Here is a 15,933-nt window from a genome sequence, read left to right as displayed (position 1 = left end):
CTTCCGGGGATACCCCGTAGAAGCGGGCCAGGTTGAAGCAGGCCTCGACTATTCGCTCTCCGCCTCCAGCTCCGTCTCCTCCTCCGGATCCGAAGGCATCAAAAAAGGGAGCAGCTTGATGAAGACCGCCTTGCGATCACCCGGAGACATCGACTCAGCCGCGCTGCGGGGGATCTTGCATAGCTTGACGATGTAGCTGAGGGTGACCGCAGGCAGTTCCTTGATGCCTCCGCCAGAGGCGCCCATCAGAATGAACGGCTCACCCAGCTCGACCACCAGCTTGCCGGTCGGCTCCGCCAGGTGAAGCACCTCCACCAGGCGGCCATGCGCCTCGACGGGCTTTTTCAGAACGACGCTCAGATCCATTTGCCGTCCTTCCCTTCAAACTTGAGATTCATCTTGCCCTCGGCAGCATCCAACTCCTTGGCGCCCGCGACCCAGGCCTGCGAGAGCACGCCAGTCATGCCGTTGGCCAGCTCGGCGGTGACCACCATGTCATCGGCCGAGCTGAGCTTGTCCATGGGGAAGCCTTTCGGCACGAACACCTCGATGTCGATGAAGGGCACCCGCGGTGTTTCCTTGTAACCCGCCACGCCGGAGAGGCCGGCAAGCCCCTCCTTCTCGCTGAGGTCCAGGGAGCAGGTGAGCTTGCCGGCCAGCTCCAGTTGGTCGCCGTCGACACTGATGAAGCAGGTGCCTGCGATTCGGTTTTTCATTGGGGGCTCCCGTTATCAGTAGTTGAGGCGGAACTGGTTGAGTACCGCGAAGATACGCAGCTGGTTCACCAGGTCTGGCGGATACAGCACGTTGACGCGGTCCGGGTTGGTCTCGTCGATTTCGACGATCAGGTTGGCCGCGAACAGATCGGAACGCTCGACGATGCCGAGCTTCTCCAGCGCCACGTAGTCGGCCACCAGTTGCGCCTTGATCATGCTCGGCGTGGCCACACCCTCCGGCACGCGCTGGCCGTCCGAGCGCAAGGCATGCCGCCCGAAGCGACTGGTCACGCCGGTACGGAGGTAGCGCATCACGTAGGCCAGCTGGTGGATGTTCTCGCTATTGAGGTAGCTGGTGTCGGGGCTGCCCCAGGCGTTCTTCTGGTACGTGGTGATGGAGCGCTCGATGCGCACCACGCCATCCTTGCCGTGGTAGTGGGTGGCGATACCACTGGAGAGCAGGGTCTGCTTCTCGGTGATGGTGTGCCGCTTGTTGGTCGGCGGCGCCAGAACGTTGAGAATCTCGCCGGTCTGGGTCGGGCGCGCCACATGCGCAGAAAGCAGCGCCGCCTCGCGGGCGACACGGGCGGCGATGTACTCGAAGTCACAGGCACCGATGCTCGGTTCCAGGCCGAACACGGTCGCGTGCTGGTCGTTGCGCGTCACGCCGAAGGCCTGCAGGCCACCGAGGCTGTCGCGCTTGGCACTGTAGACGTGGCCGTAGATCTGCCGCGCCCAGCTCCAGCGGCCAGCGATATCGTTCATCTCAGCCTTGAGCGCATCCAGGCTGGTGGCATCCGCGAAGGGCGTGCCGATGAAATCGTATTCGTTGTCGCCCAGGTTGGCGATCACCCCGGCCAGCTCCGGCGCACCGGCACCGGCGGTCGCCGTCACGACAGCGCCGGCTGTGATGCCCGCCGGCAGCTGCTCGCCGCCGATCACACCGCGGCGGTTAAGGCTGATGGCAATGCTATTGCCTGCATCGCCCTTAAACTTGGCGGTGATGGTCAGCACGCCAGCTGCTGCCGCAGCAGTGACCGGCAGACGGGTGTTGGCAGTAATCGCCGCCGCCAGGGCCGTGGCTACCTGGGCGGCGCTATCGCCGGAAGCGATCGCCACCGGCAAACGGGTGAGCCCAATATAGATCGCCGCCACCCTGGCCTCGGCTGCCACCCCGGTGAAGGTGATGGTCTGCACCGCTGCCACGCCGGCAGCCGGCTCCGCAAGCGGCGCACACCACAGCTCAGTGAACAGGTTACCGGCGCGGAACTGCTCGACCATGGCCGCCAGCATGGAGTCCTGGCCGAACATGGCGCGGGCCTGGTCGGCGCTAGAGCACAACACCGGCACGTTCGCCTCGGCCGCGCCGTCGGACTTGAGACCGAGCAGCAGGGCACGCATGTCCGGGTTGAAGCTGTTGGCCTTGCTGTTGTCCAGCTCGACGTAGAAGAACGGGACGCGAAGCCCCGAGGGAATTTGGGAGAAAGTCATGCTGCTCATTTGGCGCTCGTCCTCGGCTTCTGCTGCTGGGGTTTGACTTCGGTCACGTCACCGTCCTGCAGACGGCGGAACCAGTACTGGCTGGGTTCAACCCTCGCCCCTTTTTCGGGCAAAGGCTGGCCGGTGGCCGGGTCGGTTACGACGCGGCCAGGTTGTGGCTTGAGGTGCATGGCTACTCCGGAAGGTCGATGGTCGCGCCGGCTTCGGCTCGGCCATCCGGCCCGATCGTGCGCGGGTTGGGTTGCTCGGGGTCGTACTGCTGGCCTGGGACATTGTTCGGGTCGACCATGGGGTTGAGCACATCCGTCCGCACGTCAATACCGGCCAATCGCGGCAGGTCTGCCTTCATGCCGGGCTGGGCGGTGTCCTCGACACCAAGCTCCGTCTCGGCCGCGAACTCCAGCTGGTAGTAGAGCCTGGCGCCGTCCATCAACAGCCCTTGCCCGCCCTCGTACATCAGACCGTCGTACTCCGGCCCAGGCGGCCAGAGCAGCAGCGATCGCCACAGTTCACGGCGCAGGTTATCGACCGTGGTGACTGCTGCCTGACCACGCCGGTCTGCTGCGTTGTCCAGCACCATTACGACAGCCACTCGATCGATCAGCGACTGGCGGTAGCGATTCATGCTTTCCTGCTCGCCTGCCCGGTCATCCATGGGGATGACGAAGGCAGCAGGCAGAGCAACCTTGGCGTTCTGCGGAAGCGCCGCGAACTCGGCCGCGCCGGCTACCCGCTGAGCGAAGCTCGGACAGGTGGCGCGTATCCGCTCGATCACGTTGTCCAGGTTCATCGTTTCACCTTGAGCGAAGTAGCCATGGCTCGGGACAGCTGCCGGTTAAACCGTGCCCGGTAGCGCCGCATGGCCATGGTCGTTGCGTTCTTACGCTTGGCCATGGTCGCGGTGCCATACACCAGGAAGGCCGGATAGAAAGGGCTCTTGAGCCCCTTCTTGGTCGAGGGGCCGATCCAGGCGGCCAGGTCGTTCTGGCTACGCCGCGCCAACACGCTCTCGGCCAATTTGCCGGTGCGCTTGGCCGGTAGGTCACCGGGCGAGGAGGCCTGGTAAGCACTGCCCCCTTGAAGCGGGTATTGCCTACCGCCACCGCCGGCACCCAGCAGCGCCTGAATTTCCTGCGCCACGTCCTCGGAGGTGTCCACCACGATGCGGCGGATTGCGTCCAGATCGAAACGCCAGCCAAGATAACCACTGACGGCAACACGAACGAAGGGATGCCTCGCCAGGCTCATCGCTGCAGCTCCTCGCAGTCCATGATCAACCAGGCACCGCGCTCTTGGAGGTTGTACGCCCGTCGGATACGGAACCGACGGCTGCCCTCACTCACCTCGTGATCGCTAGTGACACCGTCGATATAGCGCACGCGAATGGTGTGCGTGACATCCGCCCCTACCTGGCGTGCGCCGATCCAGATCCCGCCCTTGACTGGCTGGATATCAGCCCATCGCGGCTCGGGCTCGACAAATGTCGTGTCCAGGTCGGTGAAGGAATCAGGCACGTCCTGGCGTAAAGCCACGGTTATGCGATGACGCAGCGGGCCTAGTCTCATGGTGTACTCGGTATCACATAGGGTGAGAGGAGATATTCCACGCCCATCGGCAACTCATTCACGATGGTGCCGATAACCACCGCTTCCCGGTTTTGGTCCAAGCTGCCCACGAGTAGCAGGATCGCCGAGACGATATCCGCAGGAACGGAAGCGGCGGCGCCATATCCGGCGGTGAACTCAATGCGCACCCCCATGGGGCGACCACTGGTGGCAGGCCAAGACTTGCGCCAGGCCGGCTGAACCTTGCCGAGGAGGCCGCTGGGATCCACCACATAATCCGATGCAGGCAGGGTCTGCTCGATGTCGTTGCTATCGAAGTACTTGATAGCCTCAACCGATTGCAGTGGCGGCAATGGCAGCTTCACCGGCTGATTCGCGCAGGGGAATCGATCCAACGTCAACGCCCAGCGCTGTGTCACGAATGCCCGACTGGTAAGCCGCTCAGCATTGCTGGCGGCTGCCTTCACGAGTCGCTCGACGGTCGCGTTTTCCGCATCACCGTCGATACGCAGGTGCAGCTTGGCATCCTCAACCGAAACAGGCGCCCCTGCAGGCGCCTGTAACAGAAGCAGCCCCACCGTCAGGCTTGGTCGCTTTCTTCTGCGGCGCTATGCACCACAGCAACAGCGCCAAGCTCTTTCAAGCAGTACTCAACCGAGGCCTTGTTCGGATCTACCAAACCATGCTCTTTCAGCGGGCCCAGCATCACAGTGGGAAATTCCACCACTTGGTTAGGCGCGTAGCCCACACCATCCAGCTTGCAGGCTGAAAGGATGCGGCACGGCGTTGTTTTAGCAGCAGCCATGAGCTTTCACTCCAGAAATTGATAAGGCGCGGCCTTGCGACCGCGCGATGTACCCAGGATCAGGTGGCCGAGTGCTGGTAGTACTTCACCGCACCAGCGTCGGTGAGGTTGCCGCCTGAGCGGCAGAACGCCAGGAAGCCGACCTGGCCTTTGGAGGCGAAGGCCGAGTCGTCGAAGCGCATCAGGCTGACGTTGAGCGCATCACGAATCATGTACTTGCTCAGGTCGCCGTAGATGATCGACTTCGCGTTGGCAGCCGGGGCCGCCATGTCGTTGTTGATCGCGACTTCCTGACCCAGCAGCAGGTCCGGCGCACCGGCGGTGATGCCAGCCTCGTAGCCGGGGGTCCAGATCGGGCGACCGGCGGTGTCCTTCAGCTTGCGCAGAACCTTGCGCAGCGCCTGAGCGAACATGAACTTGCAGTTGGTGGCCTGATAGGCGGCATCCACCGACTCCAGCAGATCAACCAGGTCGTCATAGATGACGGTCAGGGTCTGGCCGGTCTGGCCGACCTTGCCAGCGCCGGCAGCAGTGACGATGCCGCGCGGCTGGCCAGCGCCGCTACCGGTGGTGAAGTGCTGGTTGGTGATGCGCCCGATACGCTCGACGATGCGGCGGCGCACGAAGGCCTCGATATCGACGCTGCTATCCTGCAGCAGCTCGATAGGCACGGTGATGATCTTCGAGCTGTACTTGAAGACGTTCAGACCCACGGTACCGAAGCTGGTGTCCAGGTTGGTCGCCTGGGTGTTCTCCGCGAGGATCTCGCCCACCTCGGTGGTGCCGTCAGTCGACGGGAAGCTCATCGGGTTGCCGGTCGCGGTGGCCAGCACTTCCGCCACGCTGCGCATGCCACCGAAGTCCTTGAGGGATTCGATCAGGCTAGCGCCGACCGTGGTCGGAACGGTGTAACCACCTTCGGAGCTGGTGGTGGTGCTCATGGTGTTGAAGTGCTTGGCTGCCTGCTCGGCGTTCATGCCCTTCTCACCGCGCCGCATCCAGGTGTCGAAGATGCCGATCTCGCCGAGCAGATCTTCGGTATCGCGCTTGCCGCCCTTCTTCGGGTCGCGGTTTTCGATGCGCTGCTCGGCTTCCAGGTCGAGTACCTTCTGGTGGCGCTCGATGGACTTATCGAGATCGGTGATCTCGCCCGTCAGCTGGTTGTATTTGGCGTCGTCCTCGGCCGACCATTTCTTGTCCTTGGTTTCGTCGAGCAGTTTGCGCGCCTCGATGGCCAGACCAGTGCGGCGCTCACGGAGTGCTTGGATAGACATTCACTTATCTCCAGGTATGAAAAAGCCCGCTCAGGGCGGGCTTGGGTACGCGACGGGCGGGAGCGCCTACGCTGCGATTTTTTCCAGCAGGGACAGGCGACGCTCAAGCGCCTCCCGGTCTACTTGGGGTTCGGGTTCTTCCGGTTCGGTGAGCGCCTTCGGCGCGTTGCCGTAGGCGGCCAGGTTCCAGTGGTTTTTGGCCGCTTTCTTATCCTCGGTGATGCGGTCGACGAAGCCTTCGGCCAGCGCTTCCTCGGCAGTCATCCAGGTGGTGGCCGCCATCAGCTTGGCGATCTCCTCGGCGGACTTACCGGTCTTTTGCTCGTAGTCCGCACTGATGCTGGCGTCTACCTTGTCGAGCAGAACCGCTGCCGAGCGGAACTCGCTGGCGTTGCCCATCTGGATGGTCCAGGCGTTGTGGATCATGAAGAAGCCGCCAGCAGCGATCTCCACCTCATCCGCCGCCAGTGCCACATAAGTGGCAGCGGACACGGCCTGTCCGTCGATGTGGGCGATCACCTTGGCGCTGTGCTGCTTCAAAGCAGTGGCCATGGCGCGGGCTTCGAACACGTCACCGCCCGGCGAGTTGATGCGCAGGTGGATGACCTCGACATCCAGAGCGGTGAGCTGCATCACGAAGTCCTTGGCGGCCACGCCGCCGTACCAGTCTTCGCCGATGATGTCGTAGATGTAGATAGTGGCCTCGCCGCCTTCATTGACGATGCGAAAGTCGCGCTTGGCCTTCTGATTACTCTGGAACAGCTGGAGAAGTTTCATTCTTCGCGGCCTTTTGAGTCTGGAAAACAACCTTGTCGCCACCCTCAATGGGCGGCAGGTTCTTGATGCGGCGTACTTCGTTGACTGTCATCCAGCCCTGTGCACCTGGGCCGCCCAGGCCCTTGCCGAGCACTTCGGCCTCAGTCTTCGAGTCGCCGGCCAGCAGGCCCTCGCGGTTGTACTCGGTGAAGTACTTACCACTGCGCGGCCAGAGCTTGCGGTTCAATTCCTGCTCGATGCGCCGCAGGTGCGGCCCGAGGGTGTAGCGCACGAAGCCGATGGACATCTGCTCGATGCCGCTGCCCCAGCTGGTGGATGCAGAGGTCTCACCGATCATGTGCGGCGGTACGCCGAAAGCTCTGGCGATCTCGATCACCTGGAACTTGCGGGTTTCCAGCAACTGGGCATCCTCAGCGCTCAGGCTCACCGCCTCGGCCTTGCCGCCATTTACCAACAGCAGTGGACGGTGCCGCTTGCCCTGGCCAACATAGCGTTCGTCGAACTGGCTGCGCAGCTCACCCTGCTGGGCCTCGGTCGGGGCTACGCCCTGCGGGTAGGTGATCACCACGCTAGGCGTTGCGCCGTTGGCAAAGAACTCACCGCTGTACTGATCCGCAGCCAGGGCCGTGCCGACCGCCTGGCGGGCGGCGTAGCGAATCACTGACTCACCACGGATGCCGTCGAAGCCGTAACCGGGGAAGTGCAGCACGTCATCCTGGTCCAACCCGTATGGCTTGGTGCCGTCGTAGATGAAGTAGGCCAGGCGGCCGTCTCGCACCTCCGGCTGAACGCACTCCCGCGGCAACGGCATGAATCCAGTCGGAACCCCCGCCCGGTTGCGCAATATCTGTGTGATGCCATCACCGCGCATCAGCAGGGAGCTGCCCATCCATTCCCACCAGGAACAGGCCGTGATGGTCGGATAGGGCGACTCATTGAGCATCCACCAGTAATCGTGGTCGATGACCTCGCGGCTTCCGTTGCGCCGCTCGTAGATCGGCAACGGCAGCAGAGCAATAGCACCCGCGATGAGGCGAGCACAGGCATACACCGCCGCGCTGCGTTTGGCTGACTCGCTGGTGACAGCTACTGCCGCAGACGTGGGCACTGCACCGAACAAATCGGCCCACTGCTCGCGCCCCATGTCGTTCCAGCTGTTGGCCTGGTTGCGCAGCTGGCCCAGCTCTTCGCGCATGCTGGCCAGCTCTTGCTCCAGCCGCTTTGCTTTCCCGAAACCTAGCATCAGAGCACCATGAATATTTCGTTGATCGTCTCAGGCAGCGGCATGTCAGCCGCACCGAAGGCCATCGCCAGCGCCACAACACCGTCGATTCGGCCGGTGCTTTTGCGTTTGGCGAAGATGCGGTTGTCTTTCTGGTCGGCCTCCAGCACCGCGCTGGCCGCGTTCCAACGCAGGCAGGGGTTGGCCATGATTTCCAGGGTCCGCTCGGTGAGCGCCTTTTCCATCACCTCGATGGAGCGCGGCATCCACAGGCCCGATTCACTCGCCTTGTAGTACCCCTGGCCGTGCGAGATGAGCGGCACGGCGATGCCCTCGGCTTCTAGCTCGGGCTGGAAGTACTTGATGCGATAGGGGTCGAAGGCGACCGCCTCGATCTGGAAGCGCACTGCAAGCTCGCCCAGGCGGATGGCCACCGCCGCGTAGTCGACCGCCATCCCCTCCGGCGCATGGATGTAACCCTCGCGCAGCCACACGTCATAGGGCACCTTGTCGGTGCGCACCCGGTCATGCAGCGAAGTCTTGGGCGTCCAGAACTCCACCAGGGCGCGACGCAGGCGCGGGAAATACAGAGCCAGCGCCGTCAGGTCGCGTGAGCCCGAGAGGTCGAGACCACCGAAGCAAGGCTCACCCATGGGCAAATCGTCTAGGCTGAACTGGCGCTCGCACCCCATCCACATCTCGGCGGATATCCACGGGTTCGCCGCATCCACCCACTGGCAGAAGTTGAGCCGGCGTACCGTTGATTCCTTGGCAGGCATGCCATGGGCCTCAGTCACCTGCTCGCGCAGGTACTTGTAGCCCGGCACACCACCGTTCTTGTCACCCTTCTTGCCATAGACAAGGCTGGGGTTGACCTTGGGCCAGCAGTCTTCGCTCTTGAACGGGTCGTCGCCCTCATCGAGCGAGCAGACGAAGGCGAAGAACGCGTCGTCGAGCTTGGCCTCCTTGCACACCGCAATGCCGTACTCGTGGTACTCGTAGCAGATGGTGGTGCGGTCGTACCCGCTGTTCGTGATCATGACGATCAGCGCCTGACGCCGGCTTTTGGTGCCGGCCCGCATCATGTCCACCACCATGCGGGTCTTGTGCTCGTGGATCTCGTCGAGCAGTGCCACATGCGGGCGCGGGCCCGACTGGCCGTCGTCAGCGCTGATCGGCCGGAAGAAACTGCCGGAGCCGTGGTGCGCCAGGTTCCATACCTTCTCGCCGCGCCCGGACTTCTCGATGCGCTCTGCCAGGATCGGCGACTGGTCAACCATCGCCACCGCATCCCGGAACAGGATCATGGCCTGGTCTTTCTTCGTTGCCGCGGCGTAAACCTCGGCCCGCGCCTCGCCGTCTGCCACCAGGCCGTACAGCCCGATTGCTGCAGCCAGCGGCGACTTGCCAGAGCCCTTCGCCGTCTCGATGTAGGCAGTGCGGAACCGGCGCCAGCCGTCCTTCGTTTTCCAGCCGAACAGCGAGCCGATGATGAAGGCCTGCCAGGGATGCAGCAGGAACGGCTCCCCCTCGAACTCCCCGCCATTCAGGCAAAGTACTTCTTCGCAGAAGCCAATGGCGCGGCGCGCCGCCTCCAAATCCCACACCAGGCCGCGCTTCGGGCCGTGCTTCCGATCGTTGAGGTGCCGCTGGGCGGCGTTGCGGATATCAGGCCCGGCAACGATCTTCCGGGCTACCACTGCCTTTGCATACGCAGTGACGCGATCAGTTGAAGTACTTGTCTGCGATCTGCTTTTGCTCATTGGGGAACAGCTCACCTTGTGGGGCCGGCGCCTTGAGCGTCCGCCTGGCCATAGGCGAGAAGCCGAACTTGGCTCCGGCGGCATCGGCGCGGCGCTCCGCGTCATTGCGCAACTTGCGCCAGACCGAAAGATCCTTGGCACCCGTCCGGTATGTCTTGACGTCGCCGCCACCAGGACTGGCCAGGCTGGCGTTCTTCTCCTGAATCATCAGGGTCCAGCGCCGGTAATCGGAGACCGCCTCGCAGTACTGCGCCAGTGCCTGGCGGTCGAGCACGGAGATCAGCCCCAACTTCAGCAGGTCGGGCACCACGCGGTTCCACTCGATGGCGGCATCTTCGACGAGCCAGTCCGGCATATCCGGAGCAGCGACGGGGATGACAGGCTGGGTAACTTCGCGCAGCAGATCCTTCGCGTTCTTCTTGCTGGGGTTTCCGCTGACCAGGTGGACCACCGCAGGCTTTGCCGGGCGGCCTGAATTTCCATTACCAGCCATGAACCACCTCAGATTTCACGTACCGTCACCTACTCCCGGAAAGGAGTACCCCCCCATTTTTCCCGGTTCTGCACAGAAAGGGTTACGGGCGGTCTAGAAGCGAAAGGCTCCAGACTTTCACCCTCCCCCCTGGTGCCAGTGGTGCCCGGGCGCGCTCGGGATTCCGTCGACCGAGCACCCTGCACCGCGGCCCGACTTCTCCATGCGCTGCTTCCAACTGTCGTGGCAGTGCTTGCAGAGGGACTGCCAGTTGGCCTTGTCCCAGAACACCGTCATGTCGCCGCGATGTGCCACCTTGTGGTCGACGACTGTCGCCGCCACCGTGCGCCCCCGGCTCTGGCACTCGACGCAGAGCGGATGTTTACGCAGGTAGCCGGCCCTGGCCTGCTGCCACTTGTAGCCATAGCCCCGCTCGGCGCTGTTGCCACGCCGCTCAGCTGCCACTCTCGATGTCCGTCAGCTTGATCCGCAGCATCCTGATGGCCAGCCGGCGCACCGCTTCAACACCGAAGAAGCCAAGGGCGCCGCCGATGGCGACAGCCAAGCGGCCCAGCGGCGCCTCGAACTCCGGCCAGAAGAAGCCAAGCACCAGGGCGGCCAGAGCAGTACCGGCCACAGCCAGCACACCACACAGCAGCCCCTCCAGCAGAATCCGCTGCCAGGCCTTCTCCTTCCGGTCGTACATCACCCGGAGCACTGCAATCACCATTGCCATGAGAAACCCCTGCACCGTCGGCGACGGTTGACCAAGCCACTCGAGGACCGCAGCCCACAGCCCCGGATCTTTCGCATCCATCGTTCAGCTCTCGGTTGGGCCACCGACGGCGGCTGGAAGAAAACGCCCGCCTGCCGCGGGCAAAGCCCAGGCACCGAAGCGCCCGGGGAGAGGAAAAAGAAAACCCCGCCGGGGCGGGGTTTGCAGGTGCCCAAGCGGGGTGGCTTGGGGCTTGACGGCACAGCACGTGCGCTCTGTTGCTCGGTAGGCGTACCTATCGAATCGTGGGGCCTTTGTACCGGTGAAAGGACAAACCGAAAACCCCCTGTTAACGGTTGTTCCTGACGGGGGCTTGCCGGGGCGCTACGGAGCCGACCGGCGACGAGTCACCCGACGAGCGGTCGGCAGATGCCCGCCCGTGTAGCTCAGCACCGCGCGCCGAATGCGCCCTTGCCGCCTGCTGCAGCGAAGCCTTGCGCATGCGATCCCCGGCCCGCTTCGCCTCACGCTGCTGGTTCGCGCACTGGGCATGGCGCGCCTTCAACTCCGCCTCCACCAACTGGTGCAGCCGCTGCACCAGGCGCGTATACGCCTTGCGGCCAGCATCACCATGCCCCAACTGCAGATCGCGCACCTGCTCGGCAACGGTCAACGCAGGCTCGAAGGAATACCGCCACTCAGCCAGCTTGCCGAGCACCGCGCCACCCTCCTGCCGCTCGATGGCGCCCAGCGCCGCATCCACCTCGGCAGCCAGGTAATCAGGCCCAGCACCTGCCAGCAGGATGCGCGAACCTCCCGAGCCTGTGCGCGGCGGGCAGCCCTTCCACTCCACCAGCGTCCCGGCCGGGCTAGCCAAGCCACCACTTGGGCAACCCTCGCGCAGCGCACGGCCCCAATGCTTCAGCACTACCTCAATCGCCTCAATCATGGCCCTGCTCCCCCTCGCCCGAACCAACCCAACACAAAAAGGCCAAACCCAACACACACCCAACACACAAACAGGCGTATTCATGCCGCAGCCCCCTTCACGTGGTCCCAGGCGTCCACGCTCCAGCCCGCTGCCCGCGCCGCATCGCGCCAGGCGCTGACGTGCTTGCCCAGATCGGCCGATGAAGTGGAAGGTGGCAGGAAGGCGTGCTCGGCATCCGGGAAGAAGAACGCCCCGAAGCGTCTACTCGTCCCGCACGTCCAGGGTGTCGGTCGCGTCTTCTCCAACCCGGGCGCCGTACTGATGAACAGCGAGAACTTCGTCTGGCTCATCGAGTGCTCTTTGTTGCGGTGGCACCACTCCAGAAACAACGAATACAAGTCCGTGCTCAAACACGCGCCCCACAACTTCGCGCCCAACTCGCCGCACTGCCACAAGTGCAGGAAGGTCTGCCAGGTCGCCCTGCTCAGCGCCACCAACCGCTCACGCGCTGGCGTTACCGGCGGCTTGGTTTGCGGGTCGAAGTCGCCCAGGTCAGCGGCCAGCAGCCAGCAGCCAGCCGTACAGGGCCTCAACCCCACCGTTCTCCAACTCACGCTTGATTGCCACCTGGCGCTCGGCCGGCAGCTTTTCCTCAGGCCACATCACCAGAAAGCGCCGGTCGCTGTCGCTGATCGGCCACGGCATGATCTCGTTCGAGAGGAACACCGCATTCATGTGGCTGGCCTCTTCCCAGCCGTTCACGAACTTGCTCTCGATGCGCACCGTCTGCCCAGTGATCAACTGCTTGATCTTGCCCACCTGGTTGTAACGCTGGTCGCGGCTCACCACTTCCTCGAACACCGCCCACAGCTTGCCGCTCTGCCAGGCGTTAAAGTTGCCCTCGAGCTGAGTCTGGCCAACCGTGGCCGAGTACTGCCCGTAGAGCATCCCCATCACCACCGAAAACAGCAGGCTCTTGCCCGAGCCCTCGATGATCGAGTGCATCAGCACCGCCGTGTCCATCTTCGCGCCCGTGTGCTGCAGCGGGTACGCCAGCCAGCGCACAAGCCACTCGGTCGCTTTCGCGTCGTGGTTGCACAGGAAGGAGATCAACCAGATCAGGTTCTCGCACGCAGCAGCATCGCCTGCCGGCTCAAGCGGCAAACCCTCGAACGTATTGATGTACACCTTCGGGTCATGCCGCATGCAGGGGTCGAACACGATGTGGTTCATGTCCACCACGCGCCGCTCCGGGCTGTTCAGCCACAGGCTGTACGCATCGCCCAGCGCCATCTTCACAGCACCCTCGGCGATCCGGCGCTTCTTCGCGTAGTCCCACACGTCCTTGGTGCCGTCGATATACACGTACCGCACCAGAGGCGGCATGGTGGTATCACCCACCGCCTTGCCGGCCATTGCCCGCGCCTGCTCGATATCGCGCACCCACTCCTCACTGACCCGCTTCTTGGTCGAGTCGGTGACTGCGCTCCATTCCTTGAACTTCTCCTTGCCCACGTGCGCCTCGAAGGCCGCCCGCTTCATCTTCTTGGCCTTGTCGATATCCCACACATGCGTGGTGCCTTCGATCAGCGCATACCGCCGTAACAGGCCCTTGAGGCTCAGCCCCTCCCCCGCCCCCCCGTTGTCGGAGCTGCCGGGCTCGACGCCGGCCTCTGTTTCAGTTGGGGCCGGGGGAAGATCACCCACAGGTGGCGGCTCAGGTGGCCGAGGCGCAGAGCGCTTGTGCTCCATCCCCAACTCACGCGCCGCCGCCTTGATCGCCGCAGGGGTGTCACCGTTGTGCTCCAGGATGCAAAACACATCGAAGGCATCGTTCATGTGCCCGTTGGCCAGCGGATCGGAACCATGGTGCGAGAACAGGCGCTGTTCGCCCTGCTCTTCCACCACATTCACCCCCGGCAAGCCGGTGGAACTCTGCGGCGCGAGCCACTTACGCCCGCGCTTGATGTACCCATGCCGCTGCAGCAGGCTCTCGATGTCCGTGCCACGGTTGAAGGAGTCAATCACCGAAGGGTGATCGCCGGCCGCCAGCCTGGGCGGCGAGGTCTTCTTCACCTTGGCCGGCGGCTTGGTCGCAGCCGGCGCCCACGGGCAGGCCTCCAGCGCCGTGCGCTTGAAGATGTCCCAGTTCTGCCAGGTCTTCACCAGGTCGCTGGGCAATTCCCGCAGGCCATCGGTGGGCGGGTTGCGCCAGTGGTAGGGCTGGCCGGTGTCAGGGTGGATCGAGGGCGGCAGCACATCCTGCACCGCTCCGGCACGCAGCTCGAACACCGTAACCGGCGAGAACTCCTTCTGCCGCGCTTGCATGGCCTCGATCTGCGGCTTGTCGTTCGTTTCCCGCGCCTGTTTCAGCGCCGCCGTGGCCAGCTTGTGCTTGCTGCCGTCCGGGTCCAGCGGGTTGGGCCAACTCAGCGAATGCCGGCTGAAGTCCAACCCCTCGGGCATCTTGAACATGATGCGAAAGCGCGCCGGGTTACCCACCAGCGTCGGGTAGGCAACCGCCAGCGCATCCAGGTCGATGCCCAGCACATCCCGCATCACATCGCGGCAGTACTCCACATGGTCAACGTCCAGCAAGCACACCCGGCTCGGGCCAAGCACCACGCCCATATTGTGGTTCGGGTGCTTCGTCCACCAAGCTTCGGCTTGGTCAGCATCGGTGATGTACCCGCCCGGCTTGTTCCAGCCGTTACCCTTCGGGGCTTTCTCGCCCGGGTCGATGGACACCAGGGCAAGGTTGAACACTTCGATATAGCGCCGCGCCCACGCGGCCATATTCTTCGGGGAGGCAGGCTTGGTCATTCACCAGCCCCCTGCTCCTTGCCCTGCTGGGCTTTGTTCCAGGCCTCACCAAGCCCGCGAACAGTGAAAGCTTCCACGGACTCGCTGCACTCAGGGCATTGCAGGCTGTAGAACGCCCCGTGGTCAGTGCCAAGTAGAGCGCCCTCATACCCGCACTTGCAGGGCTGGATCTTCTCCTCGCTACTCATCGGCGAACCTCCCGCAATCCCTGGCAATCCACGCAGAACTGGCAGCCTGGCACGGCCAGGCGGCGAGCCTGGGGAATATCCACGCCGCAGGAGTCGCAATCCTCAGCGCTCTCGCCTTGGTACTGCACGCGATTGGCGATCGCCTGCTGCAGCCGTTCTTCTTGAACCCGCTGCGCCAACTCGAACTGGGCCTCATCCATCCTGGCGGCCCTCCATCGCTTCGCGGGCCCCGGCCATGATGCCGAGCACTGCACGGATCACTTCGTTGCCGGTGTGCTCGAGCAGCGCCACCTCGTGCGGTTGCCACACATTGTCGGCGGCGCCGGTGTGCAGGCTTCCCACGAACTGGCCTTCCTTCTGCAGCAGCTCGCCCACGGCCTTGAGTGCATCTTGGGTAGCAGGCACAGGCATCGGGCGGTACCACACAGCCCCGGCTGGGCGCAGCAGCGCATCCAGCAAACGGCTGTCTTGGGTGAAGGTGATGATCTCCTCAAGCTCGTCCGGGGTTGGCCAGCGCCGCTCCTCGTCCAGCTTGAGCTTCTTCTGCAGAGCATCCAGATCCATGCCCAGATCATGGGCAAGGGACGTGATGCCCCCTTTGTAGTCGCGCCCAGCGCGGTAAAGCGCCTGGCGGAGTGAGAGAACCGGACCCGCGTCCGGCAAAAGGTCTGTGCGACTCATAACCGTAAATGACTCCTTTACGGCCTAGTCACAGCGCAGGGCAAGCCCTACTCTATAACCACGACCGATGCAGTGCTGTGTCGTCGTAAGCCGAAGCAAGGAGGTCAGAGTCCTTGCCCGGCACCCCGCCGGCGCGGGAGGTCAGAGTCCCGCGCCGGCAATTTCTTCAAGCGGCCTTAGGGTGGCTGTCGTCAGAAGCCGTCCCGCGGCGCAAATACTCCCAATTGATATCGTCGCGAATGTCTTCACAGCTCACTTGCCCGACGCTCGCGATATCGATTCGGATTGCAAGCTCCGCACTGGCAGGCCGGCCATAAGCGACCTGTTTTATCTGCCCCACTGTTGAGCCACAGCTGGTTGCAAATACTTCCAGCTGCTCCTTTGTAAGGGGCTTGATGTAATCCAGCAGTTTCATAAGCGCTCTCAAGCGAGGGACTTAGTACGCCCGGATTATTTACCCTTTGGTAGCTGCGATCAACACCTTGCGGTAATTTACTTTAA

The 15,933-nt window shown here is 63.5% G+C and carries 21 protein-coding genes and 1 pseudogene; all 22 read right to left on the bottom strand.

Annotation, left to right across the window (positions count from 1 at the left end; all coding sequences use genetic code 11):
• Positions 1-48: 48 nt before the first annotated feature.
• A complete protein-coding gene (locus BLW24_RS06725; protein ID WP_090378304.1) occupies positions 49-366 on the bottom strand; it encodes a hypothetical protein in 318 nt (105 codons plus the stop codon).
• On the bottom strand, positions 357-716 hold the full coding sequence (locus BLW24_RS06720) for a phage tail tube protein (RefSeq protein WP_090378301.1): 360 nt from the start codon (positions 714-716) through the stop codon (positions 357-359). Before BLW24_RS06720 ends, BLW24_RS06725 begins: the two co-directional genes overlap by 10 nt.
• Before the next feature lie 15 nt (positions 717-731).
• The gene (locus BLW24_RS06715) at positions 732-2,207 is read right to left on the bottom strand and encodes a phage tail sheath subtilisin-like domain-containing protein (RefSeq protein WP_244161093.1); all 1,476 of its coding nucleotides are present in this window, start codon (positions 2,205-2,207) and stop codon (positions 732-734) included.
• 5 nt (positions 2,208-2,212) lie between these two features.
• A complete protein-coding gene (locus tag BLW24_RS06710) occupies positions 2,213-2,386 on the bottom strand; it encodes a DUF2635 domain-containing protein (RefSeq protein WP_090378295.1) in 174 nt (57 codons plus the stop codon).
• A gap of 2 nt (positions 2,387-2,388) precedes the next feature.
• On the bottom strand, positions 2,389-3,006 hold the full coding sequence (locus BLW24_RS06705; RefSeq protein ID WP_090378292.1) for a phage tail terminator protein: 618 nt from the start codon (positions 3,004-3,006) through the stop codon (positions 2,389-2,391).
• A complete protein-coding gene (locus BLW24_RS06700) occupies positions 3,003-3,464 on the bottom strand; it encodes a hypothetical protein (RefSeq protein WP_090378289.1) in 462 nt (153 codons plus the stop codon). Before BLW24_RS06700 ends, BLW24_RS06705 begins: the two co-directional genes overlap by 4 nt.
• Positions 3,461-3,781 (bottom strand): phage head closure protein, encoded by a 321-nt coding sequence (locus BLW24_RS06695; RefSeq protein WP_090378285.1) that lies wholly within the window; start codon positions 3,779-3,781, stop codon positions 3,461-3,463. Before BLW24_RS06695 ends, BLW24_RS06700 begins: the two co-directional genes overlap by 4 nt.
• Positions 3,778-4,359: a head-tail connector protein gene (locus BLW24_RS06690; RefSeq protein ID WP_167360334.1), complete on the bottom strand. Its 582-nt coding sequence runs from the start codon at positions 4,357-4,359 to the stop codon at positions 3,778-3,780. Before BLW24_RS06690 ends, BLW24_RS06695 begins: the two co-directional genes overlap by 4 nt.
• 2 nt (positions 4,360-4,361) lie before the next feature.
• A complete protein-coding gene (locus BLW24_RS06685) occupies positions 4,362-4,586 on the bottom strand; it encodes a hypothetical protein (RefSeq protein WP_090378278.1) in 225 nt (74 codons plus the stop codon).
• 59 nt (positions 4,587-4,645) lie between these two features.
• Positions 4,646-5,860, bottom strand: a complete 1,215-nt coding sequence (locus tag BLW24_RS06680; protein ID WP_090378276.1) for a phage major capsid protein — start codon at positions 5,858-5,860, stop codon at positions 4,646-4,648.
• Between the two features lie 66 nt (positions 5,861-5,926).
• On the bottom strand, positions 5,927-6,637 hold the full coding sequence (locus BLW24_RS06675; protein ID WP_090378273.1) for a head maturation protease, ClpP-related: 711 nt from the start codon (positions 6,635-6,637) through the stop codon (positions 5,927-5,929).
• Positions 6,609-7,832, bottom strand: coding sequence for a phage portal protein (locus BLW24_RS06670; RefSeq protein WP_167360333.1), 1,224 nt, complete (start codon positions 7,830-7,832; stop codon positions 6,609-6,611). Before BLW24_RS06670 ends, BLW24_RS06675 begins: the two co-directional genes overlap by 29 nt.
• A gap of 47 nt (positions 7,833-7,879) precedes the next feature.
• Positions 7,880-9,622 (bottom strand): terminase large subunit, encoded by a 1,743-nt coding sequence (locus tag BLW24_RS06665; RefSeq protein WP_090378267.1) that lies wholly within the window; start codon positions 9,620-9,622, stop codon positions 7,880-7,882.
• Positions 9,585-10,115, bottom strand: a complete 531-nt coding sequence (locus BLW24_RS06660; RefSeq protein WP_090378264.1) for a phage terminase small subunit P27 family — start codon at positions 10,113-10,115, stop codon at positions 9,585-9,587. Before BLW24_RS06660 ends, BLW24_RS06665 begins: the two co-directional genes overlap by 38 nt.
• 117 nt (positions 10,116-10,232) lie before the next feature.
• Positions 10,233-10,559 carry an HNH endonuclease gene (locus tag BLW24_RS06655; protein ID WP_090378261.1) on the bottom strand — a complete coding sequence of 109 codons (327 nt, stop codon included), beginning with the start codon at positions 10,557-10,559 and terminating at the stop codon, positions 10,233-10,235.
• A complete protein-coding gene (locus tag BLW24_RS06650; protein WP_090378258.1) occupies positions 10,549-10,911 on the bottom strand; it encodes a phage holin, lambda family in 363 nt (120 codons plus the stop codon). The genes BLW24_RS06655 and BLW24_RS06650 overlap by 11 nt, the downstream gene beginning before the upstream one ends.
• Positions 10,912-11,158: 247 nt before the next feature.
• Positions 11,159-11,758: a hypothetical protein gene (locus tag BLW24_RS06645; protein WP_090378255.1), complete on the bottom strand. Its 600-nt coding sequence runs from the start codon at positions 11,756-11,758 to the stop codon at positions 11,159-11,161.
• Positions 11,759-11,838: 80 nt separating this feature from the next.
• A pseudogene (locus tag BLW24_RS06640) lies at positions 11,839-14,563 on the bottom strand (bifunctional DNA primase/polymerase).
• A complete protein-coding gene (locus BLW24_RS06635) occupies positions 14,560-14,751 on the bottom strand; it encodes a hypothetical protein (RefSeq protein WP_090378252.1) in 192 nt (63 codons plus the stop codon). The pseudogene BLW24_RS06640 and the gene BLW24_RS06635 overlap by 4 nt, the downstream one beginning before the upstream one ends.
• Entirely contained in the window at positions 14,748-14,951 is a 204-nt protein-coding gene (locus tag BLW24_RS06630; protein WP_090378249.1) for a TraR/DksA C4-type zinc finger protein, read from the bottom strand. Before BLW24_RS06630 ends, BLW24_RS06635 begins: the two co-directional genes overlap by 4 nt.
• A complete protein-coding gene (locus BLW24_RS06625) occupies positions 14,944-15,432 on the bottom strand; it encodes a phage regulatory CII family protein (RefSeq protein ID WP_090378246.1) in 489 nt (162 codons plus the stop codon). The genes BLW24_RS06630 and BLW24_RS06625 overlap by 8 nt, the downstream gene beginning before the upstream one ends.
• Positions 15,433-15,598: 166 nt before the next feature.
• Complete coding sequence (locus tag BLW24_RS06620; protein ID WP_090378243.1) at positions 15,599-15,847, bottom strand: helix-turn-helix domain-containing protein; 249 nt, start codon at positions 15,845-15,847, stop codon at positions 15,599-15,601.
• Positions 15,848-15,933: the final 86 nt, after the last annotated feature.

This window comes from Pseudomonas anguilliseptica, from assembly GCF_900105355.1.
GTDB lineage: Bacteria > Pseudomonadota > Gammaproteobacteria > Pseudomonadales > Pseudomonadaceae > Aquipseudomonas > Aquipseudomonas anguilliseptica.
Note: the sequence above shows the minus strand (reverse complement) of the source record. Positions and strands in the feature narration are given on the sequence as shown.